Origin of the sequence: Microbacterium plantarum (assembly GCF_035231185.1) — a bacterium.
Taxonomy (GTDB): domain Bacteria; phylum Actinomycetota; class Actinomycetes; order Actinomycetales; family Microbacteriaceae; genus Microbacterium; species Microbacterium plantarum.
Map to the genome: position 1 here is coordinate 468872 of NZ_CP141117.1, position 21527 is coordinate 490398.

Sequence of the window (21527 nt, forward strand, 5' to 3'; positions counted from 1 at the left end):
AACGGGTGCAGGTCGTGAGTACTCTCCGCACGTGTCCGGCATGTGAATGCCCGGCAACCGATCGGAGACGCGCGGAGAGGCGCGTGGCACGATGAGGGGATGAGCGACTACACGACCATCGTCAGCGAGACGCGAGGGCGCGTCGGCTGGCTGACGCTGAACCGACCGGAGGCGTTGAACGCCCTGAACTCGACCCTCGTCGCCGAGCTCGCCGACGCGGCCATGGCGTTCGACCGCGACGAGGCGATCGGCGCGATCGTCGTGACCGGCTCGGAGCGGGCGTTCGCGGCCGGCGCGGACATCAAAGAGATGGCGGGCAAGAGTGCCCGCGACATGTCGATGGAGAACCCGTTCGCGGCGTTGGAGGACTTCGCGCGGGTGCGTACCCCCGTCGTCGCCGCGGTTGCCGGGTTCGCGCTCGGCGGCGGGTGCGAGCTGGCGATGATGTGCGACATCGTGCTGGCCGCCGACACCGCGGTGTTCGGGCAGCCCGAGATCGACCTCGGCGTCATTCCGGGCATCGGCGGGACGCAGCGGCTGACGCGCGCGGTCGGCTACTACAAGGCCGCGGAGCTCGTGCTGACCGGACGGCGGATGCCGGCGGAGGAGGCGGAGCGCGCCGGGCTCGTGTCTCGTGTGGTTCCGGCGGCGCAGCTGCTCGACGAAGCCGGTGCCGTCGCCGAGCGGATCGCGTCGCGATCGCTGCCGGTCGCCTATGCGGCGAAGCAGGCGCTGCGCGCCTCGCAGGAGACGAGTGCCGCGGAAGGGCTGCGCCTCGAGCGCACGCTCTTCGCGTCGTTGTTCGCGCTCGAGGACCAGAAGGAAGGCATGGCCGCCTTCGCCGAGAAGCGCGCCCCCGAGTTCCGCCACCGCTGACCTGCCGCGGTGTTGGTCGAACGCGGGGCCGCCGCACGCCGACGGGTGACGGTGATCGTGGCCGTCGGCGTCGCACTGGTGCTCGCGGCGGCGGGTGCCGTCGCGTTCGCCCGCTGGGCGCTGAGCCTCGATGCGATGCGTGGGTTCGTCGAGCGGTACCCGGGCGCATACCCGCTGCCGGCGGGGGCGCCGGTCGGGATTCCGCCGTGGCTCGCCTGGCAGCACTTCTTCAACGCCTTCCTGATGGTGCTGATCATTCGCACGGGTCTGCAGGCGCGGAAGGAGAAGCGTCCGAGGGTGTTCTGGTCACCGCGGGGCAGGCCGAAGCGCCGGACGAGCCTCACGATCTGGTTCCATCAGGCGCTCGACGTCATCTGGATCGGCAACGGCATCGTGTTCGTCATCCTGCTCTTCGCGACCGGACAGTGGATGCGGATCGTGCCGACGAGCTGGGACGTGCTGCCGAATGCTGCCTCGGCGGCGTTGCAGTACGTGTCGCTCGACTGGCCGACGGAGAACGGCTGGGTGAATTACAACAGCCTGCAGCAGCTCGCGTACGCCACGACCGTGTTCGTCGCGGCACCGCTCGCGGTCGTCACCGGCGCGCGGCTCAGCACGGTCTGGCCGCGGGGCGACGGGCGGATCAACCATCTGTACCCGCTCGAGTGGGCACGACGCCTGCACGTGCTGGTGATGCTTTTCTTCGTCGTCTTCATCGTGACCCATGTCGCTCTCGTCCTGGCTACGGGAGCGCTCCGCAACCTCAACCACATGTACGCCGCACAAGGATCGGCGGACCCGACGGCCTACGCCGACAACTGGACCGGCTTCTGGCTGTTCGTCCTGTCGCTCGCCGTCATCGTCGGGGCGTGCGTCGCCGCTCGCCCCGCTGTCCTCGTACCGATCGCGCGTTTGTTCGGCACGACCATCACCCGTTGACCGTCGTCGGCCGGTCGGAGATCACGCCCGCGCGATCAGGCGGTGTCAGAAGGGTGGCGGTTCGTCCGGCGGTGGTCCGCCGCGTGTCGCATCCGGTGGCGGATCCGCGGTGTCGATGGTGAAGCAGACCGCGGGTATGGGTACGTCTTCGCGGTACACCCGGCCGAGGGGCGAGGTCCATTCGAGAACGCCTCCGCCGACCTGCCGGACCTCCCACTTCGTGAACTGCTTCATCGAATGGTGTCGCTGGCAGAGATGGGCGAGGTTGAAGATGTGGGTATGCCCACCCAGGGCGTAGTCGATCGTGTGGTCGATCTCGCAGCGGAGCGCGGCTCGTCGGCATCCGGGGAACCGGCAGTGCTGGTCGCGCGCCATCAGGAGTTTCTTCATCGAAGCGGTCGGCCGGTAGGTGTCGATCTCGACCGGGGTGCGGGTGACGGGGTCGATGAAGAGTCGGTCCCACTCGGACACCTGCCCGGCGAGCTCGCGTGCCGTGTCGGCATCGATCAGCGCAGCGCCCACGGCTTCGGCCGGGTTCTCGTCACGCCCCATCAACGTCTCGGCGGTGACCGCGACCTGAACGCGCGCTCGGATCGCGCCGAGCCCACCGGCCCGGTCGGTCCCGTAGGTCGGGTCGACCACGGGCGCCCCGCCGAGGACGAAGTCGCCGAGGATGTCGGCCCGCAGCTGGTCCATCGTCCTGGTGTCGGCGGGTTCACCCGACCCAGCGGCATCCGCCCCGTCGCTCTCCGCCCCGTTACTCTCCGCCCGGGCGTCCTTCACCGACTGCCCCATCTGCGTGAGTCGGTCGAGCATCCCCGCGGCGATGACCGTCGGGAGGTTCGCGACGAGGTTCGACATCCCGTCTGTCCCGTGGAACACCCGCACGCACCGCTCCGCCGCCGCGGCCTTGTGCCGCTCGGTGAAGGTCTGCGGATGCAATCGGGCCGCCAACGCGTCCAGCGCACCCCGCACTCGGGAGGGCACATCCCGCTCGCACACCGCGATCGCGGCTTCCTCGTACGCCGACCGCACCTCGTCAGGCACCCCCGCGCCGACCCGCACGACCACATCGACGTGTCCGCGTTCGATCCGCCGCTGGGCCCACGCCTCGAACAGGGCCGGGTAATCGTCGATGACGGTCACCGCGTGGTCGATCTCGACCTGTAGGCGCCGGTCCGTCAGCCGCGCCATCCCCGCGGCCTCGGCCGCGACCGAACGCAGCTCCATGTCCGACGCCATCCCTCGTACCCCGTCGCGCCGCGCGTCGTGCAGTGCAGCGTGGCCCAGGTCCGCCAGCGCCCGGGTGCGGGCGATATCGGCGGCGTGGGAGAGGTCGAGCGCCTCGGCGTAACGCGAGAAAGCAAGCGCTTGCGACGGCGTGGGTGCCTCGCGTCCCACCTCGCCACCCGCGCCATTCGCTGTCATGTTCCCATGATGGCAGTGGGGTACGACATCGAAGTCGAACAGAGGTGCGAATGTGGGCAACTCGCTAAGAAGACCGGCGGGGGAGGAGCTGCGCCGATCGCTCCGCCGCCGTCACCCGGCCGGCGCCGAGTCAGCGAACGAAGCGGACCTCGGTCAGCGTCTCGCCGAGGAACGGCTCGGTGTGGGTCTGCCCGTCGAGCGTGAAGCCATTTCGCTCGTAGAAGCGGTGCGCGCGGGGGTTGTCTTCCGCGACCCACAGGTAGACGCCCTCGTCCTTCTCGACGGCCGCGTCGAAGAGCCGCTGACCGATGCCGGTGCCGTGCCAGGCGTCGAGCAGGTAGATGAAGTACAGCTCGCGCATCCGGGGGGCGTCGCGATCGCGCGCCGGGCCCGACCCGACGAAGCCGACGATCTCGCCGCGGACGAGCGCGGCGTACATCCGGAAGTCCTCGCCCTGCGCGGCCCAGTGGGTCCACAGCTCGGCGAGTCGTCGCGGCGAGACGCTCTGTAGAGCGGCGGTGCTGATGAGGTGGTCGTAGGTCTCGTGCCAGCAGGTGGCGTGCACCCGCCCGAGGGCTTCGGCGTCGACATCCCGCACCGGACGGACGACGATGTCGGTCTGCAGTTCGGCTTCCATGGCCAGACTCTACGCGCGGCCGGCGACGGCGTGAAATCGGGGAGTCGGGGTTGCGCCGCCTGCCGTCATGCGCCGACACCGTCCACCACGGCGACCTCGACCGAGACCAGGCCGACCTCGCCCGGGCTCCAGCCCGCCGCGACCAGTCGAGCCCGCAGCGCTCGTTCGATGACCCTCTGCTCGCTGGGGCTGTGCAGCCGTGCACCGGCCCCCGCGGGTTCGACGACGGCGCCGGGATCGAGAGTCCGCGCCGCGGCGATCAGGTCCTCCCGCATCCGATCGGCGCGCGCGGCCCCGAGGGCGGTTCGGACGATCTCGTACGAACCCAGCGTGACCGTCCACGCCGGCCCCCGGTCGTCGCCCGAGGCCCCGCGCGAGCGCTGCGCGGCCAGCGCGGCGCTGCGGTCCGACAGGATCATCAGGAGGGCAGCGCCGCTCAGGAGGACGAGCACGGCCCCCGCGATGGTCGTCGGCACGACCGAGAACCCGAGGCGGTAGAGCGCTGAATCCCATCCGAGCGTGAGCCCCACGCCGGCGCGGCACACGGAGAAGAGCGCGTAGACCGCCATGGTCGCTGCGAGGAGCCACGACCCGCGTCGCGCTGCGATGGCCGGGTGCCTCGCGGCGACGCTGGTCAACCCGCAGATGACCGCCATGATCAGGACCTTCACCGCGAGCGAGACGGGCAGCCCGATCGCCGCGGACACGACGCCGACGACAGCGGCGAGCGAGACGGCGATGCCGCCGCGGGCGAGGACGCCGCCGCCGAGCGAGCCGAGCCCGGCGAAGATCAGTCCCGGGCCGAGGACCATGGCGATGTCGCTGATGACGAGCGATGCCGGATCGCCGGTCTGGGTGTGGACGAGGTACAGCAGGCTGGACGTGGTGGCCGAGAGCGCGCCGACGATCCCGAAGCGCAGGAGCGCGCCGCGCCGACGCCAGCTCGGGCGCAGCGTGAACAGCACGACGAGACCGATGATCGTCATGAGGCACGCGAAGACCAGCGCGCATCCCGCTGTCAGCACGGCCCCACCCCCTCGCGCGCCGGCCCGTGAAGCGCGCTCACTCGCAACCTACGCGCTTCGGGGGCCGGGAGAAAAGCACAGCGGCCCAGAGCGTGCAAACCGGCCTGCTATGGTCGTGTTCCGACACGGGGTGCCCGCGACCGCGAGCTGAGATCAGACCCGTCGAACCTGCTCCAGTGCAATGCTGGCGAAGGGATGTCGAAAATGCGCGATGTCGTGCCCACCGTCCGAGGACCGGAAGCGGCGCTCCGAGCGCTGCGGGATGCCGCTCCGCTCACCCACTGCGTGACCAACGCCGTCGTCACCGGGTTCACCGCGAACGCGCTGCTCTCGCTCGGGGCGAGTCCGGCGATGGTCGACATCGAGGGTGAGGCGGGCATCTTCGCCGGCGTCGCCGACGGTGCCCTGATCAACCTCGGCACCCCGAATCCGCAGCAGCAGGCCAGCGCCCGCGAGATCGTGGCGGCGACGCGGCGCTGGGTGCTCGACCCCGTCGCGGTCGGGATGCTGCCGATCCGCACGGCCCTCGCCGCGGAGCTCGTCGCTGCTCGCCCCGCGATCATCCGCGGCAACGCCTCGGAGATCGCGGCGGTCGCCGGAACCGGCGCGGGCGGCCGCGGCGTCGACAGCATCGACGACCCGGACTCGGTGCACGCGGCCGCGGCGGCCCTGGCCCGCCGGTCCGGCGCGGTCGTCGCGGTGTCGGGCGCGACGGACCTCGTCACCGACGGAGAACGGGTCGCGCGGGTTCCCGGGGGAGACCCGCTGCTGACCCGGGTGACCGGCGGAGGCTGCTCGCTGGGCGCGACGATGGCGGCCTTCCTCGGCGTCGTCGAGCCCTTCTCGGCAGCCGTCGCAGCGTCGCTCGTGCACAAGCAGGCCGCCGAGGCTGCGGCATCCGTGTCGTCCGGTCCCGGCTCGTTCGCCGTCGCCTTCCTCGACGCGCTCGCGACGCTCGCTCCCGGCGACCTCGATGCCGCACGCGTCGCGACCCGCGCGATGGCGGCGGAGGGCGTCCGGTGACCCGCCGGGTCGACCTCGCCCTGCACCTCGTCACCGATGACCGGCTGAACGCGGACGCGCTGCTGTCGATCGTCGACGCCGCCGTCGACGGGGGCGTGACGGTGGTGCAGCTGCGCGACAAGAGAGTGAGCGCGGCCGAGCTGATCCGCCGCGCCCGGATGCTGTCGGATGTGATCGCGGGGCGGGTTCCGCTGCTCATCGACGACCGGGTCGACGTCGCCCTCGCCGCCATCGATGCGGGGGCCCGCGTGGACGGCGTGCATCTCGGTCAGAACGACATCCCGCCCACGACTGCGCGGCGAGTCCTCGGGCCGGACGCCGTCATCGGGTGGACGGCGAACACGGCGGCGCATCTGCAGGCCGCCCACGCGATGCCGGACGGCACCCTCGACTATCTCGGCGTCGGCGTGATCCGGCCGACGATCACGAAGGCCGATCACCCGCCCGCGCTGGGCATCGAGGGATTCGCGGAACGGGCCGCGGCGACGCCGCTCGCGTGCGTCGCGATCGGGGGTGTGGGTCCCGATGACGTCGCCGCCCTCCGCCGAGCGGGGGCGGCCGGGGTCGCCGTCGTCTCGGCGATCAGCGGTGCCGCGGACCCCGCCGCGGCCGCGCGCGCCTTCGCCGTCGCAGCGCGCGGGCGCGGTTCCGACACTGCGGACGGAGCGGTCCGGTGACCGCGGGGGCACGGGCGCCGCGCGTGCCGCGGGTGCTGAGCATCGCGGGCACCGACCCGTCGGGCGGCGCGGGCATTCAAGCCGACCTCAAGTCGATCGCGGCGATGGGCGGCTACGGCATGGCCGTCGTCACGGCCCTCGTGGCGCAGAACACCCGCGGTGTGCGGGCCGTGCACGTGCCTCCGCCGGAGTTCTTGCGTACGCAGCTCGACGCGGTCGGCGATGACGTCGAGATCGATGCGATCAAGATCGGGATGCTGCACTCCGAGCCGCTCGTCGCCGTCGTCGACGACTGGCTGGCTCGGCGGGGCCATGACCTCGTCGTGCTGGACCCCGTCATGGTGGCCACGAGCGGCGATCGCCTGCTCGATCCAGCCGCAGAGGCCGCGATCCGCGCCCTCTGCGGGCGCGTCGCCCTCGTGACTCCGAACCTCCCCGAGCTGGCCGTGCTCGCGGAGGAGCCGGTCGCACGCACATGGCTCGACGCCCTCGCCCAGGCACAGCGGTTCGCGCGCACATCGGGTGCGGCGGTGCTCGTCAAAGGCGGGCATCTCGACGGCGACGACTGCCCCGACGCGATCGTGACGCCGGACGGGGTCGCGGCGGAGGTGTCGCGTCGCCGCATCGCCTCGACCAACACCCACGGCACCGGGTGCTCCCTGTCGTCGGCGATGGCGACGCTCGGCGCGAGTGGCATCGGCTGGACCGTTGCCCTCGCGCGTGCGACCGAATGGTTGGCCGGTTCGATCACAGCGGGCGCGGCGCTCGGCGTCGGGCGAGGCAACGGCCCCGTCGACCACCTGCACGAGCTGCGCCCGCACCTCCCGTCGCCCGTGTCGTGGACAGAGCGCGCCTGGGCCGGCGCCGCTCCGCTCCGCGCCGCCGTCGACTCCTGCGCCTTCGTCGAGGGGCTGCGCACGGGAGAGCTCGATGAGCCGGTTTTCGCCTGGTACCTCCAGCAGGACGCGCTGTACCTCTCGGAGTACGCCCGTGTCCTCGCCCGAGCCAGCGCGCTCGCCCCGCGAGGCGAGGAACAGGTGTTCTGGGCGGAGGCCGCCGCCTCGGCGATCGCGGTCGAATCCGAGCTCCACCGCTCGCGGGTCGGCGCGGACGCCGCCGACCCTGCCGCCGCGACGCTCGCCTACACCGATCACCTCCACGCCGCATCCGCTCGCGGCTCGTACGGTGAGCTGGTCGCCGCCCTCCTGCCGTGCTTCTGGCTGTACTCCGATGTGGGCGTGCGATTCGCGGCGGCGTCGCACCCGCACCATCCGTATCGGGACTGGCTTTCGACCTACGCCGACCCCGCTTTCGCCGCATCGACCCGCGCCGCGATCGAGATCGTCGAGCGGGCGGCGGCGGACGCGTCGGCGGCAGAGCGCGCGCGGATGAGCGTCGCGTTCGCGCGATCGATGCGCCACGAGCTCGCCTTCTTCGAGGCGCCCATCGCAGCGCTGGCCGGCGCAACACGGGCGAGAGGGCCTGCGCGCGGGGCCTAGTCTGTGCTCATGCCGAAGGAGAGAGCCGGCCGAGCCACGATGAAGGATGTGGCGGCGCTCGCCGGGGTATCGGCGAAGACGGTCTCCAACGTGCTGACGGGCACTGCCGCGGTCCGGCCGCAGACGCAGCAGCGCGTGGAGTCGGCGATGCGCGAGCTCGACTTCGTGCCGAACCTCAGCGCCCGGGGCCTGCGGAACGGCCGCTCCGGTGTGATCGCCATCGCGCTCCCCGACCTCGCGACGGCGTTCTCCGCTGAGATGCTGCATCACCTCGTCGACGCGGCTCACCAGCGCGGCTACGCGGTCCAGATCGAGGAGACCGCGCTCGAGCCGGAGCGTGAGCGCGACCTCGTCTCGCGGGCGCGTCAGCATCTCGTCGACGGTGTCGTGCTCAACCCGATCCGCATCGAGGACAGCGTCGTCGATCGCGACGAACGGCTGCCGCCTGTCGTGCTGATCGGCGAGGTCGAGCAGCACGTCACCGACCGGGTGCTCGTCGACAGCCGGGGTGGCGCGCGCGATGCCGTGGCTCACCTCGTGGCGCGCGGGGCGCGGCGGATCGCCGCGATCGGCGGCGACGATCAGCCCGAGCTCGCCACGGCGACCAGTCGCCTGCGCCTCGCGGGCGTGCGCGACGGGCTCGCCGCGGCCGGGCTCGAGCACGACCGCCGCCGGGAGGTCAACCTGCTGCCCTGGAACATGGAGGCGGGCGCGCTGGGCGTGCGGACACTGCTCGATCGCGGGGTCGAGGTCGACGCCCTCCTCTGCTTCACCGACTCGATCGCCGTCGGCGCGCTGCACGAACTGGCGCGTGCGGGCATCCGGGTGCCGGAGGACGTGCTCGTTTGCGGCTTCGACGACATCGAGCAGTCGCGCTTCACGACACCGCAGCTGACGACCGTGTCCTTCGACCGGAACGAGTTCGCGCGTGCGACGATCGCGCTCCTCGAGGAGCGCATCGCGGCGCGCGACGTTCCGGTGCGAGCGGTGGCGATCGAGCACCGGGTGGTCGCTCGAGCGAGCACGGACGCGGTGCCGCGAGGCGTATCGCCCGGCCGCTGACCGTCGGCATCGACGACATCCGGATTTTCCTTGCGCATTGATTACATCGATGTAAAAGTATGAGGGTCCCTGGTTGTCACGATGTCGTGCCGTCACAAAGGAGTGACCGATGGCCCCACCCATAGAACTCAGCAGACGGCGATTCCTCACGGGAGCCGCAGCCCTCGCCGGAACCGCCTTCCTCGCCTCGTGCGCCGGTCTCCCCGGCGGCACGGGCGCCCGCACCCTCCAGTTCTGGCACCTGCTCTCCGGTGCCGACGGCGTGACGATGTCCGGGCTCATCGACGGCGTGAACGCGGCGCAGTCCGACTATCGCGTGCGTCCGACCGTGCTCGCCTGGGGTGAGCCGTACTACACCAAGCTCGCGATGGCGGCCGCGGGCGGGCGGGCGCCGGACGTCTCGGTCATGCACGCCTCGCGCGTCGTCGGCTATGCGCCGGGCGGGCTGCTCGACACGTGGGACACCGCGCGCCTGGCCGACCTCGGCGTCGACGCGAGCACCTTCACCGACGCGATCTGGCGCAAGGGCTTCATCAACGACGACCTCTACAGCGTCGCGCTCGACGCGCACCCGTTCATCCTGATGTACAACACCGACATCTGCGCCGAGGCGGGTGTGCTCGACAGCGACGGCAAGCTGCCGCCGATCACCTCGCCCGAGGACTTCCTCGAGCTCGGGCGAGCCGTGGCGGCCGTGTCGGAGTCTCACGGGCTGTCCTTCGGCTATCTCGGCGACGGCGCGCAGATGTGGCGCCTCTTCTACACGCTTTACACGCAGCACGGGCTAGAGATCGAGCTTCCCGAGGGCGGCAAGGCGGAGATCGACGAGGATGCCGCGGTCGCGGCGCTGACCTTCATGCAGCAGCTCCTCGACGACGAGATCGCGTCGCGCAGCGCCGACTACCAGAGCGCGATCGCCGAGTTCGCCACCGGGCGCAGCGGGCTCTTCCTCACCGGTGTCTGGGAGCTGCGCTCGATGCAGCAGCAGAACCTGCCGATCGACGCCGCGATCATCCCGCCCGTGTTCGGCACCCCGTCGGTCTACGCCGACTCGCACTCGTTCACCCTGCCGCACCAGAGCGCGCCCGACGAGGAGACCCGCGACCTCGTCTACCGCTTCGTCGCCGACATCCTGAAGGGGTCGTTCGACTGGGCCGGGGCCGGCCACATCCCCGCGTATCTTCCCGTGACGCAGTCGCCCGCCTACGCCGATCTGCTGCCGCAGGCGCACTACGCCGAGGCCGCCGAGCTCGTCCGGTACGACCCGCCGGCCTGGTTCACTGGCTCGGGCTCACGCTTCCAGGCCGACTTCGGCGCCGCGGTGCAGAACGTCCTGCTGCAGGGCGCCGATCCGGCCGCCGCGGTCTCCCGCTTCCGCGCGGGCGTCGACCTGCGCCTGCAGACGCCGAACCCCGCCGCACCGGACGGAGCCCGCGCATGACCCTCGACACCGGATCCGGCCGCGCCGGACTCGCCGACACCGCCGCGACGCGCACGATCGTCACCGGCGACCGCGCGGGGCGACGCCGGCACGCCGGCGACCGCGGCGAGCAGCGCATCGCCTGGACCTTCCTCGCGCCGTTCCTCGCCGCCTTCCTGCTCTTCCTCGTCTGGCCGCTCCTGCACGGGCTCTATCTGAGCTTCACCGATCAGTCGCTGACGGGCGCCGGCGGATCGTTCATCGGCATCGCGAACTACGTCGAAGCGCTCGGCGACCCCGTCATGTGGCGATCGCTCGGCAACACCGCCTGGTTCACGGTGCTCTCGACCGTGCCGCTGGTCGTCCTCGCCCTGGTCATGGCTCTGCTCGTGCAGCGCGGACTGCCCGGACAGTGGCTCTGGCGGCTGTCGTTCTTCATGCCCTATCTGCTCGCCTCCACGGTGATCTCGCAGATCTGGGTGTGGATCTTCAACCCGCAGATCGGCGCGGCCAACGGCATCCTGGAGGCGTTCGGTCTCGAGCCGATCGCGTGGCTGCAGAACCCCGACACCAACATGCTCGCGATCGTCGTCGCGACGGTGTGGTGGACGATCGGCTTCAACTTCCTGCTCTACCTCGCGGCCCTCCAGAACATCCCCGAGACGCAGTACGAAGCGGCGTCCATCGACGGCGCAGGGGAGTGGCGCAAGCTCTTCTCGATCACGATCCCGCAGCTGGGCCAGGTCACCGTGCTCATCGTCATCCTGCAGGTGCTGGCGTCGCTGAAGCTGTTCGACCAGGCGTACCAGATGCTCGGAGGAATCGCGAGCGAGACCACCCGCTCGATCGTCCAGTACATCTACGAGTCCGGCTTCGTCGGGTACCGCTTCGGCTACTCGGCGGCGATCTCGTACGTCTTCTTCGCCGTGATCGTGCTGATCGGCGTCATCCAGGCCCTCGCCACCCGTCGCCGGAAGGAGCACTCATGAGCGCCGCCACCGCCAGCTCCACGGCCACGCGCGCCGTCGTCGCCCCGGGGGTCGCCCCCGATCCGCGGAGCCGCAAACCCGGTCAGCGCCGGTTGAGCGCGCTCAACATCGTCGCGTTCGTCGCCCTCGCCCTCCTGGCGATCGGGTGGCTGCTGCCGTTCCTCTGGGCGGTCGCGACCGCCTTCAAGACCGAGACGGATGCCGCCTCCGGCGCCGGCGGCTGGATCGGCGAGAGCGGGCCCACGACGGAGGCCTTCACTTCGATCCTCTCGCAGGGCAACGTGTGGGTCTGGGCCGGCAACAGCCTCTGGACCTCCGCCGTGATCACCCTGCTCACCGTCGCGATCTCGGCCGTGGCCGCGTACGCGTTCTCACGGCTCGAGTTCCGCGGCAAGAAGTTCCTCTACGGCGCGGTCATCGCCTCGATCGTCATTCCGCCGCAGGTGCTGATCATCCCGCTGTTCTACGAGATGCTCGCCTTCAACCTCGTCGACACCCCGTGGGGCCTGATCCTGCCGCAGGTCGTCGCGCCGGCGATGGTGTTCATCCTCAAGAAGTTCTTCGACCAGGTGCCCATCGAGCTCGAGGATGCCGCGCGGGTCGACGGCGCCGGACGCTTCCGGGTGTTCTGGTCGATCGTGCTGCCGCTGTCGCGGCCCATCCTCGGTGCCGTCGCGATCTTCGTGTTCATCGGCGCGTGGAACAACTTCCTCTGGCCGTTCCTCATCATCAACGACACGACCCTCATGACCCTGCCGGTGGGACTCCAGACCGTGATCAGCGCCTACGGCGTGCAGTACGCGCAGGTCATGGCTCAGGCCGTCCTCGCCTCGGTGCCGCTGATCATCGTCTTCCTGGTGTTCCAGAAGCAGATCGTCCGCGGCGTCGCCACGACCGGCTTCGGCGGTCAGTGACCGGCGCCGCCCGGCACGCGTCGTCCGCATCCCCTCACCCCGAAAGAACAGGAGCATCATGCCCCGCGCCCGCATCGTCCTCGATCGCGACTTCACCGTGGCCGACGTGCCGCGCCGCCTCTTCGGCTCGTTCGTCGAGCACATGGGCCGCTGCGTCTACACCGGCATCTACGAGCCGGGTCACCCGCAGGCCGACGAACGCGGCTTCCGTCGCGACGTCCTCTCGCTCGTGAAGGAGCTGGGCGCCACCGTGATCCGCTACCCCGGCGGCAACTTCGTCTCGGGCTACAACTGGGAGGACGGCGTCGGGCCGGTCGCCGACCGTCCGCACCGGCTCGATGGCGCCTGGCACACGGTCGAGACCAACGCGTTCGGGCTCCACGAGTTCGTCGACTGGGCGCGCGAGGCCGAGGTCGAGGTCATGGAGGCGGTCAACCTCGGCACGCGCGGTGTCGACGAGGCCCGCGCGCTCGTCGAGTACGCGAACCACGCCGGCGGTACGTACTGGTCGGACCTGCGTCGCCGCAACGGGGCCGCAGCGCCCTTCGACATCCGCCTCTGGTGCCTCGGCAACGAGCTCGACGGCCCGTGGCAGATCGGCCACAAGACCGCGCACGAGTACGGCCGGCTCGCGCAGGAGACGGCGAAGGCGATGCGCCTGGTCGACCCCGACATCGAGCTCGTGGCGGTGGGATCGTCGAACCGGCAGATGCCGACCTTCGGCTCGTGGGAGCACACGGTCCTCACGCACGCGTACGACGAGGTCGACTACATCTCGATGCACGCCTACTACCAGGAGGACGGCGGGGACGCGGCATCCTTCCTCGCCGAGGCCGTCGACATGGACGCCTTCATCGACGGCGTCGTCTCGACGATCGACGCGGTCAAGGCTGCGGGCAAGCATCGCAAGCAGGTCGACATCTCGTTCGACGAGTGGAACGTCTGGTACCAGCGGGGCCTCGACACCGAGGACCAGCCGCACATCGTCTCGGCGTCGAAGGAGTGGCGCGCCCACCCGCGCCTCATCGAGGACACCTACAACGTCACCGACGCCGTCGTGGTCGGGACCTTCCTGCACAGCCTGCTGCGCCACGGCGACCGCGTGCGCATCGCCAACCAGGCGCAGCTGGTCAACGTGATCGCACCCATCCGCTCGGAGGAGGGCGGGCCGGCCTGGCGGCAGTCGATCTTCTGGCCGTTCGCCCGCATGTCGCAGCTGGCGCAGGGGCGCGTGCTGCGGCTCGCGATCGACTCCGATCAGACGCCGACGGCGAAGTTCGGCGACGTGGATGTCGTCGACGCGGCCGCGACGTGGGACGAGGCGACCGGCCGCGTCGCCCTGTTCGTCGCCAATCGCTCGCTCGAGTCCGAGACCGAGGTGTCGCTCGAGCTGCGCGGACTCGGGGCGTCGGGCGTCGTCTCGGCCGAGGTGCTGACGGTGCCCGAGGGCGGCGACCGGCGGTCGGCCAACACCGAGCACGACCAGGACGCCGTCGGCCTCGTGCCCCTGCGCGGCGTCGGACTCGACGAGGGCACGCTGCGGGCGACCCTGCCCGCGCTGTCGTGGGCGGTGATCGTGCTCGACACCGCCCGCGCCTGACCGCGCGTCGCGTACGTCGGAGAATCGCGCGTACGTCGGACGGATCCCGCGAGATCCTCCGATGTTCGCGCGATTCTCCGTTCCTGCGCGCGGGGCGGCGGGCGCGGAGTTGTGGAAGGCGCACAACGGATGCGGGTGGGGGCATGGGGCATCCGATAGCGTCGGCCCTCGTGAACGTGTGGCTCCGGACCCTGCTGACGATCTGGCGAGCGAAGCGACAGCTGCGCAGGAACGGCCCGCGGCCGCTCATGGCGGTCGGCCGGGTGAAGCTCCGGACGCTGCCCACCGACATCGATCTGCTCGGGCACATGAACAACGGGCGGTACGCCTCGCTGTTCGACCTCGGCCGGTTCGACCTGCTGGTGCGCAACGGCATCTGGGACACCTTCCAGGAGAAGGGCTGGTACGGCGTCGTCGCGAGCAGCACGATCACCTTCCGGAAGTCGCTGAACCTCTGGCAGCGCTTCACGATCGAGACGCGCCTGCACGGACACGACGACAAGTCGGTGTACATGGTGCATCGTGCGGTCGTCCGCGGCGAGGTCTACGCCGAGATGCTGGTGCGTTCGCGGTTCCTGCGTCGCACGGGCGGCATCGTGCCGCTCGACGAGCTGTTCGCGGTGCTCGGCCGGCGCGACGATCTGCCCGAGCTCGAGCCGTGGATGACCGAGTGGGCTGCGGCGACCGCTCTGCCGTCGACGCGTGCCGAGGCGCCCAGCGTCTGGGAGTGATCCCCGGGCGAGGCGCCGCCCTTCGAGAGCGCTTGCGACATAGGCTGACGGCATGTCCGACACCGTTTCGTCCGGCACCACCCCGCCGGGCTTCCCCGCCGACGATTCCCTCGCCCATCAGGCGGTGGACCTGGCCCAGAAATGGGTGCACACGTCGGCCGATTTCCCCGCGGATGCCGCAGCGCAGCGCCTCGCGGGAGTCCTTCGCGACCCGAACGGCCTGCCGTTCACGATCGGTTTCGTCGACGGGGTCATGCGCCCCGAGAGCGTGACCGCCGCCGCGACCCGACTGCACCACGTCGCCCCGCTGGTCCCGGAGTTCCTGCCCTGGTATCTCCGCGGTGCCGTGCGCATCGGCGGCGCCGTGGCCCCCGTGCTGCCGACCCCGGTCGTGCCGATCGCGCGCACGGCACTGCGCGAGATGGTCGGGCACCTGGTCGTCGACGCGCGACCGCACAAGCTCGGCCCCGCCATCGCCCGCATCCGCGAGTCCGGGGCCCGCCTCAACCTCAATCTCCTCGGCGAGGCGGTGCTCGGCGAGGAAGAAGCGCGCCGCCGGCTCGAAGGCATCCACGAGCTGATCCGCCGGCCCGACGTCGACTACGTCTCGGTGAAGGTCTCGGCGATCGTCAGCCGCATCTCGATGTGGGCGTTCGACGAGGTCGTCGCAGATGTCGTCGAGCGGCTGCTGCCGCTCTACCTGAGCGCGGCTGAGGACGGCACCTTCATCAACCTCGACATGGAGGAGTACCGCGACCTCGATCTCACGATCGCCGTCTTCACCCGCATCCTCGAAGATGAGCGGCTGCGGGGGCTCGAGGCCGGGATCGTGCTGCAGGCCTATCTGCCCGACGCCGCCGACGCCCTCGACGAGCTGACCGCCTGGGCGCAGGCCCGCGTCGCGGCCGGTGGAAGCCGCATCAAGGTGCGGCTGGTCAAGGGCGCGAACCTCGCGATGGAGCGCGTGGACGCCACGATCCACGGCTGGCCGCTGGCGACCCACGCGAGCAAGCTCGACGCCGACGCGATGTACCTGCGGTGCCTCGACCGTGCCCTGCGCCCCGAGCGGAGCGCCGCGGTGCGGCTCGGCGTCGCCGGGCACAACCTCTTCGACATCGCCTATGCCTGGCTGCTCGCCGGCGAGCGCGGTGTGCGCGACGACATCGAGATCGAGATGCTCCTCGGCATGGCGCAGGGTCAGGTCGCCGCGGTCACGGCCGACGTGGGCCACGTGCTGCTGTACGTCCCGGTCGTCCGCCCCGACGAGTTCGACGTCGCCATCAGCTACCTCGTGCGGCGGCTGGAGGAGAACGCCTCGAGCGAGAACTTCCTCTCGGCGGCGTTCGACCTCGCGACCGACGCGAGCCTGTTCGAGCGCGAACGCGATCGATTCCTCGCCTCCCTCGAGCGCGCGGCCGACCCGGCCCTGCCCAGCGGGCCGAACCGCACGCAGGACCGCACGATGTCGTTGCGGCCCATCGCGCCGCAACGCATCACGCGCGACCCCGCCGAGGGCGACGACGGGCTGACGCAGGCGGTGCTCGGCATCGCCGACGCCGCGGGCCGTTCCGACGAGACCACGGCTCTGGGCGAGCCCGACGATGTCCTGTTCGGCGGCGAGCACTTCGTCGAGACCGCCGTCTACGCCCCGCGCGAGACGCGCCGGGCCCCGGCGCTCGGAGCGCCCGGGTTCGCCAACACTCCCGACTCCGACCCCGCGCTCGCCGTCAACCGGGAGTGGGCCCGCGGCATCCTGTCGCGGATCGAGGGCAGCACGGCCGGTGACGAGACGATCGCCGCCGCCCGGGTCGATGACGCGGGAGAGCTCGATGGAATCGTGGCGCGTGTGGGATCGGCGGCATCCGCCTGGGGCTCGATGGCCGCGGCCGACCGCAGTGCGGTGCTGCTCGCCGCCTCGCGCGCACTCGAATCACGTCGGGCCGAGCTCATCGAGGTCGCCGCATCCGAGACCGGCAAGGTGCTGGCCGAAGCCGACGTCGAGGTCAGCGAAGCGGTCGACTTCGCCGCCTATTACGCCGCGACGGCGCGCGAGCTCGATCGGGTCAGCGGCGCCGTCTTCGAGCCGGCGTCGGTCACGGTGGTCGCTCCGCCGTGGAACTTCCCGCTCGCCATCCCCGCCGGCGGCGTGCTCGCGGCCCTCGCCGCCGGATCGGGCGTCGTCTTCAAGCCCGCTCCGCAGGCCCGTCGCTGTGCGGCGGTCGTCGCCGAGGCGCTGTGGGATGCCGGGGTGCCCCGCGATCTCTTCGCGCTCGTGGACATCGACGAGGGCGATCTCGGCCGCCGGCTCATCACCCACCCGTCGGTCGACCGCGTCATCCTCACCGGCTCGTGGGAGACGGCGGCGCTGTTCCGGTCGTGGCGGCCCGAGCTGCCGCTGCTTGCCGAGACCAGCGGCAAGAACGCGATCATCGTCATGCCCTCCGCCGACCTCGATCTGGCGGCGTCCGACCTGATCAAGAGCGCCTTCGGTCATGCGGGTCAGAAGTGCTCCGCCGCGTCGCTCGCGATCCTGGTGGGGCCGGTCGGGCGGTCGAAGCGGTTCGCGCGTCAACTCGTCGACGCCACGCGGTCGCTGCGGGTCGGACCGCCCACCGATCCCCGCAGCGAGGTCGGGCCCGTGATCGAGCCGCCGCAGGGCAAGCTCGAATGGGCTCTCACCTCACTCGAGGAGGGTGAGCGCTGGCTCGTCGAGCCTCGTCGTCTCGATTTCGGTGACGCGACCGCTGGGCGCTTCTGGTCTCCGGGTGTGAAGGTGGGGGTGAGCGCCGGGTCGCGCACGCACCTCGAGGAGTTCTTCGGGCCCGTGCTCGGCGTCATGCACGCGCGCACTCTCGACGAGGCGATCGAACTGCAGAACGCGGTCGCCTACGGTTTGACCGCGGGCCTGCACACCCAGGACGCCGCCGATCTGGCGACCTGGCTCGACCGGGTCGAGGCCGGCAACCTGTACGTCAACCGCGGCATCACGGGGGCCATCGTCCAGCGTCAGCCCTTCGGTGGCTGGAAGAGGTCGTCGGTAGGCGCGGGCACGAAGGCCGGTGGACCGAACTACCTCGTCGGGCTCGGTTCCTGGCGTGCGTCGAACGGCTCGGCATCCAGCACGCTGCATCTGCGCGGTCTCGACTCGCGCATCACGACCATCATCGAGTCGGCCCAGCCCACCCTCGACTACGAATCGTTCGAATGGCTGCGGCGCGGCGCGCTCTCGGATGCCGTCGCCTGGGACCGCGAGTTCGGCCAGGTGCGCGACGTGTCCGGCCTCGGCGTCGAGCGGAACCTGTTCCGGTATCGCCCGGTCGACGTGGCGGTGCGAGCGTCGTCGGACGCGACCTGGCAGGCGGTGCTCCGCGTGCTCGTCGCGGGCGTGCGGGCCGGATCGGCCGTGACGCTGAGCTCGCCGGTCGGTCTTCCCGCCGACGTCCGGCGGGCGCTCGGCGAGGTCGACATCGCGGTCTCGGTCGAGACCGACGGCGAATGGCTGCAGCGCATCGCCGCCCCCGAGCGTCGACCGGGACGCATCCGCCTGGTCGGCTCGCGTGAGACGGTGGCCGAGCTGCGGACGGCCATCGCGGCAGCGACCGAGGGAGACCCGGATGTCGCCGTCTACGCCGACGAGGTCACGACCGCGGCGCGGATCGAGCTGCTGCCCTTCGTGCACGAGCAGTCCATCACGATCACCGCGCACCGTTTCGGCAATCCCGACGACTGGTCCGAGGCGGTCATCTGACGTGCGGCCGCGGTGCCGTCTCGGTAGCGTGGCGGGATGACGGATGACGCAGCCGCTGCACCCACGCTGATCCTCGCCCGCCTGTCGGTCGAGCGCGAGTCGCTCCTCGGTGGCCTGTTCATCGGGCTCGGGGCGGTGGCGCTCGCGATCACCGTCATCGCGCTGGCGCTCTCGCCGGGGCTCAACCTGCCCGTGCTCGTTGGTGTCGGCGCGGGAACGGTGCTGCTCGTCCACGGCATCCTGCGCCGCTCGGCCGCCGCCCGTGCCGCGGCCGCCCTCGACCGGCTCGAGTCCGCTCCGGCCTCCGTCTCTCGCCGAGCCGAGCCGAGCTGAGCTGAGCTGAGCGCTGCTCGGCGCCTCAGACGAACGCGGCGAGTACGGAGTCGACGTGGGCGTCGAGCGACGCGGCCGCCGGCTCGGGGTCGAGGCCGAGGAGGCGTCGACGGTGCGGTTCGCCGAGCAGGGCACCGAACAGATGCTCGGCGCGACGGTCGTCGCCGTCCAGGTGGGCCGCGAGGTAACGCTGCGCCGCGATCGGGCCGGCGTCGTAGAACGCACGCGAGACCGCGGGGTCGTCGAGCGCGACCGCGACGGCCGCGCGGTGCAGGCCGATCGCACGGTCGGCGAACAGCGCCGTCGCGATGAGTGTGCAGGCGTGCCGGAGGTCGCGGGCCGCGACATCGAGGTAGCCGTGCACATCGGTCACCGCGGCGCCCAGCAGCGCCGACTTGTCACCGATGCGTTCGTAGATCGTGCGTTTGGTCACGCCCGCCTGCTGCGCGATCGCGTCGAGCGAGGCGGCGTGGAAGCCGACCTCGACGAAGACGTCTGCCGCCATCGCGACGATGCGGGCGTCGCGCGCGGCCTGTTCATGGGCGGGCGGGCGGCCTCGGCGTCGATCTCCGGTCGAGGGCATGACGACAGGCTAGCAGAATGATACGGTGGCGTTTCATTAAGGAGGCGCCATGGACGAGATCGTCTGCCACATCGCGATCGCCGATGACTGGGGCATGAGCCGCAAGTTCGGCGAGTACGAGGTCGCGACGCGGGGCGTGCCGTGGGAACCGGGCGAGTACATCCGGGCCTGCGACCCCGCCGACGTCGCCGACGTCGTCGCAACCGTCTACGCCGACGTGCGGCTGCCGCTCCTGCGGATCGACTGCAGCGTCGCGGGCCTCGCGCGCCACGGCGTCGAGGTGACGCGCGTCGACGGGCGGCCCCGCATCCACGGGCCGATTCCCATGAACCCGGATGCCGTCGTCGGCGAGCGTCCGCTCACGGCCTGAGGTCGCCTCGGGTCGTGAGCGGCGTGCGCCGGATCAGGCGTCGATGCCGACCGAGTGCGACAGGCGTGCGCGCTCGTCGCCCGAGAGCTCGAGGTGCACGGCCTTCGCGCTGTCGGCGATCGACGCGGCGCGGCGCGCTCCCGGAATCGGGATGACGGTGTCGCTGAGCCCCAGCTCCCACGCGAGCACGACCTGCTGCGGGCTCACGTCGTGGGCGCGGGCGACCTCGCCGAAGACCGCGAAGCGATCACCGATCGACCGTGCGCCACCGCCCGTTCCGCCCAGGGGGCTCCACGGGAGGAATGCGATGCCGCGGTCGGCGCAGTAGCGCAGCTCGTCGTAGCTGCCCGGATGCCGCGGCGAGAACTCGTTCTGCACGCTCGCGAGGTTGCCCTCGCCGAGCACCTGTTGGGCGATCTCGATCTCCTCGACGCTGGCGTTGGAGATGCCGATCGCGCGGATCTTGCCCTCCTGCTGCAAGGTCTTGAAGTTCTCCATGACCTCGCCGTAGACCATCCAGCGGTCGGGGCGGTGGTACTGGTAGACGTCGATCACGTCGACCCGGAGTGCTCGGAGCGAGGCCTCGACCGCCTTCCGGAGGTAGTCGAGCGAGCCGTCCCGGCCCCACTTCTCGCCGTCGCTGCGGGTGATGCCGCCCTTCGTCGCCACCACGATCTGAGAGCGGTCGCCGCCCCACGTGGCCAGGGCCTCGGCCATGATCTCCTCGTTGTGCCCCATCGTGTCCCAGCTCGGGGCGTAGATGTCGGCGGTGTCGAGCAGGGTGATGCCCGCGTCGAGCGCGGCGTGCACCGTCGCGACGGCATCCTTCCGGTCGGGGATCTGCTTGTCGTTGTTCATCGAGACGGGCATCCCGCCCAGGCCGATGGCCGAGACGGTGAACGGTCCGAGGGTGCGCTGCTGCATGGGTCTCCTTCGACGATTCGCGGTGGTGTGGCTCCAGCCTGTCAGGCGCGACGACGAACGGGCAGGACCTTGCGCAATCGGGTCAGGGGGCTACCGCGGGTCGTCGTCGCAGTCCTCAGCGGCGCCAGATCGTGCCGGGGGAGAATGGATGCCGGCCGCGCGGCGACCCGCCGCCGCGTGCGCGACCGCCGAAGCCAGGAGTCCGAATGACGATCGCCGACCACCACCCGACGCCGGACGCGAACGACGAGGACCGCGCGAAGCGCGCTCTCGCGGGAGCGCCGCCGCTCCTGCCGGTCATGGTCGCGACGGGCGAGGGAGCGTGGGTGACCGACGTCGAGGGGCGCCGATACCTCGACCTGACCGCCGATCCGGCGCTCACCTTCGGGCACCGCCATCCCGCTCTGCTACCGCGGGGGTCTGGGCGGGCGTCGACGTCGACCCGACCGTCGTCACCGCAGCCGAGGTCGCCCGGCGCCTCGTCGCGCGCGGCGTCCTCGTCGATGTCGTCGGCGACGCGACGATCGTGCTGGTTCCGCCGCTGGTCATCCGGGCGACCGAGCTCGACTGGGCGATCGAGCAGCTGCGCGTCGTGCTCGCGGCCTGATCCCGCCGCGGCGCGATACATCTGCAGGACCGGTGCGGCTGGTGTCTGGTCCAGCCGACGCCGTGACGACATCAGCCCCACCAGTCCGACGGATGTATCGCTCAGCCGCGCGCCGGATGTCAACACGGCGGGGGAAACAGGT

The 21527-nt window shown here is 71.2% G+C and carries 20 protein-coding genes and 1 riboswitch; of the genes, 15 read left to right on the forward strand and 5 right to left on the reverse strand.

Annotation, left to right across the window (positions count from 1 at the left end):
- The first annotated feature begins 99 nt into the window (after positions 1-99).
- Together VC184_RS02235 and VC184_RS02240 are read left to right on the forward strand one after the other, a co-directional pair.
- Entirely contained in the window at positions 100-876 is a 777-nt protein-coding gene (locus VC184_RS02235; RefSeq protein ID WP_274178284.1) for an enoyl-CoA hydratase-related protein, read from the forward strand.
- 9 nt (positions 877-885) lie between these two features.
- A complete protein-coding gene (locus tag VC184_RS02240) occupies positions 886-1815 on the forward strand; it encodes a cytochrome b/b6 domain-containing protein (RefSeq protein ID WP_274178285.1) in 930 nt (309 codons plus the stop codon).
- A 45-nt stretch (positions 1816-1860) separates the two neighbouring features.
- On the opposite strand, the gene VC184_RS02245 is transcribed toward VC184_RS02240, so the two are convergent.
- From VC184_RS02245 to VC184_RS02255, 3 genes are all read right to left on the reverse strand, one after another.
- On the reverse strand, positions 1861-3243 hold the full coding sequence (locus VC184_RS02245; RefSeq protein ID WP_274178286.1) for an HNH endonuclease signature motif containing protein: 1383 nt from the start codon (positions 3241-3243) through the stop codon (positions 1861-1863).
- A 130-nt stretch (positions 3244-3373) separates the two neighbouring features.
- Positions 3374-3880, reverse strand: a complete 507-nt coding sequence (locus VC184_RS02250; RefSeq protein WP_112616251.1) for a GNAT family N-acetyltransferase — start codon at positions 3878-3880, stop codon at positions 3374-3376.
- A gap of 65 nt (positions 3881-3945) precedes the next feature.
- Positions 3946-4905: a hypothetical protein gene (locus VC184_RS02255; protein WP_274178287.1), complete on the reverse strand. Its 960-nt coding sequence runs from the start codon at positions 4903-4905 to the stop codon at positions 3946-3948.
- A 116-nt stretch (positions 4906-5021) separates the two neighbouring features.
- Positions 5022-5118: riboswitch (TPP riboswitch) on the forward strand.
- Here VC184_RS02255 and thiM point away from each other — a divergent pair.
- The 11 genes from thiM (at position 5101) to VC184_RS02310 (ending at position 18901) form a co-directional block, all read left to right on the forward strand.
- The gene (gene thiM / locus VC184_RS02260; protein ID WP_274178288.1) at positions 5101-5928 is read left to right on the forward strand and encodes a hydroxyethylthiazole kinase; all 828 of its coding nucleotides are present in this window, start codon (positions 5101-5103) and stop codon (positions 5926-5928) included. Its footprint overlaps the riboswitch before it by 18 nt.
- Complete coding sequence (thiE, locus tag VC184_RS02265) at positions 5925-6605, forward strand: thiamine phosphate synthase (RefSeq protein WP_112616255.1); 681 nt, start codon at positions 5925-5927, stop codon at positions 6603-6605. Before thiM ends, thiE begins: the two co-directional genes overlap by 4 nt.
- Positions 6602-8104: a bifunctional hydroxymethylpyrimidine kinase/phosphomethylpyrimidine kinase gene (gene thiD, locus VC184_RS02270; protein WP_274178289.1), complete on the forward strand. Its 1503-nt coding sequence runs from the start codon at positions 6602-6604 to the stop codon at positions 8102-8104. Before thiE ends, thiD begins: the two co-directional genes overlap by 4 nt.
- Positions 8105-8113: 9 nt before the next feature.
- Positions 8114-9166 carry a LacI family DNA-binding transcriptional regulator gene (locus VC184_RS02275; protein ID WP_114589098.1) on the forward strand — a complete coding sequence of 351 codons (1053 nt, stop codon included), beginning with the start codon at positions 8114-8116 and terminating at the stop codon, positions 9164-9166.
- Between the two features lie 109 nt (positions 9167-9275).
- Positions 9276-10607 carry an extracellular solute-binding protein gene (locus VC184_RS02280; RefSeq protein WP_274178290.1) on the forward strand — a complete coding sequence of 444 codons (1332 nt, stop codon included), beginning with the start codon at positions 9276-9278 and terminating at the stop codon, positions 10605-10607.
- Positions 10604-11575 carry a carbohydrate ABC transporter permease gene (locus VC184_RS02285; protein ID WP_274178291.1) on the forward strand — a complete coding sequence of 324 codons (972 nt, stop codon included), beginning with the start codon at positions 10604-10606 and terminating at the stop codon, positions 11573-11575. Before VC184_RS02280 ends, VC184_RS02285 begins: the two co-directional genes overlap by 4 nt.
- The gene (locus VC184_RS02290) at positions 11572-12489 is read left to right on the forward strand and encodes a carbohydrate ABC transporter permease (RefSeq protein WP_274178292.1); all 918 of its coding nucleotides are present in this window, start codon (positions 11572-11574) and stop codon (positions 12487-12489) included. Before VC184_RS02285 ends, VC184_RS02290 begins: the two co-directional genes overlap by 4 nt.
- Before the next feature lie 58 nt (positions 12490-12547).
- On the forward strand, positions 12548-14089 hold the full coding sequence (arfA, locus tag VC184_RS02295) for an arabinosylfuranosidase ArfA (RefSeq protein ID WP_114589100.1): 1542 nt from the start codon (positions 12548-12550) through the stop codon (positions 14087-14089).
- 170 nt (positions 14090-14259) lie between these two features.
- Positions 14260-14820 (forward strand): acyl-CoA thioesterase, encoded by a 561-nt coding sequence (locus VC184_RS02300; protein ID WP_112616269.1) that lies wholly within the window; start codon positions 14260-14262, stop codon positions 14818-14820.
- 52 nt (positions 14821-14872) lie between these two features.
- Positions 14873-18568, forward strand: coding sequence for a proline dehydrogenase family protein (locus VC184_RS02305; protein ID WP_323987179.1), 3696 nt, complete (start codon positions 14873-14875; stop codon positions 18566-18568).
- A 36-nt stretch (positions 18569-18604) separates the two neighbouring features.
- On the forward strand, positions 18605-18901 hold the full coding sequence (locus tag VC184_RS02310) for a hypothetical protein (protein ID WP_323987180.1): 297 nt from the start codon (positions 18605-18607) through the stop codon (positions 18899-18901).
- 25 nt (positions 18902-18926) lie between these two features.
- Here VC184_RS02310 and VC184_RS02315 read toward each other — a convergent pair whose 3' ends face one another.
- Positions 18927-19484: a TetR/AcrR family transcriptional regulator gene (locus VC184_RS02315; protein WP_282501997.1), complete on the reverse strand. Its 558-nt coding sequence runs from the start codon at positions 19482-19484 to the stop codon at positions 18927-18929.
- 49 nt (positions 19485-19533) lie between these two features.
- Here VC184_RS02315 and VC184_RS02320 point away from each other — a divergent pair, with 49 nt between their 5' ends.
- The gene (locus tag VC184_RS02320; RefSeq protein WP_274178296.1) at positions 19534-19854 is read left to right on the forward strand and encodes a DUF952 domain-containing protein; all 321 of its coding nucleotides are present in this window, start codon (positions 19534-19536) and stop codon (positions 19852-19854) included.
- A gap of 33 nt (positions 19855-19887) precedes the next feature.
- Here VC184_RS02320 and VC184_RS02325 read toward each other — a convergent pair whose 3' ends face one another.
- Positions 19888-20778: an aldo/keto reductase gene (locus VC184_RS02325; RefSeq protein ID WP_282501998.1), complete on the reverse strand. Its 891-nt coding sequence runs from the start codon at positions 20776-20778 to the stop codon at positions 19888-19890.
- Between the two features lie 322 nt (positions 20779-21100).
- On the opposite strand from VC184_RS02325, the gene VC184_RS02330 reads away from it, so the two are divergent.
- Positions 21101-21385, forward strand: a complete 285-nt coding sequence (locus VC184_RS02330) for a hypothetical protein (protein ID WP_323987181.1) — start codon at positions 21101-21103, stop codon at positions 21383-21385.
- Positions 21386-21527: the final 142 nt, after the last annotated feature.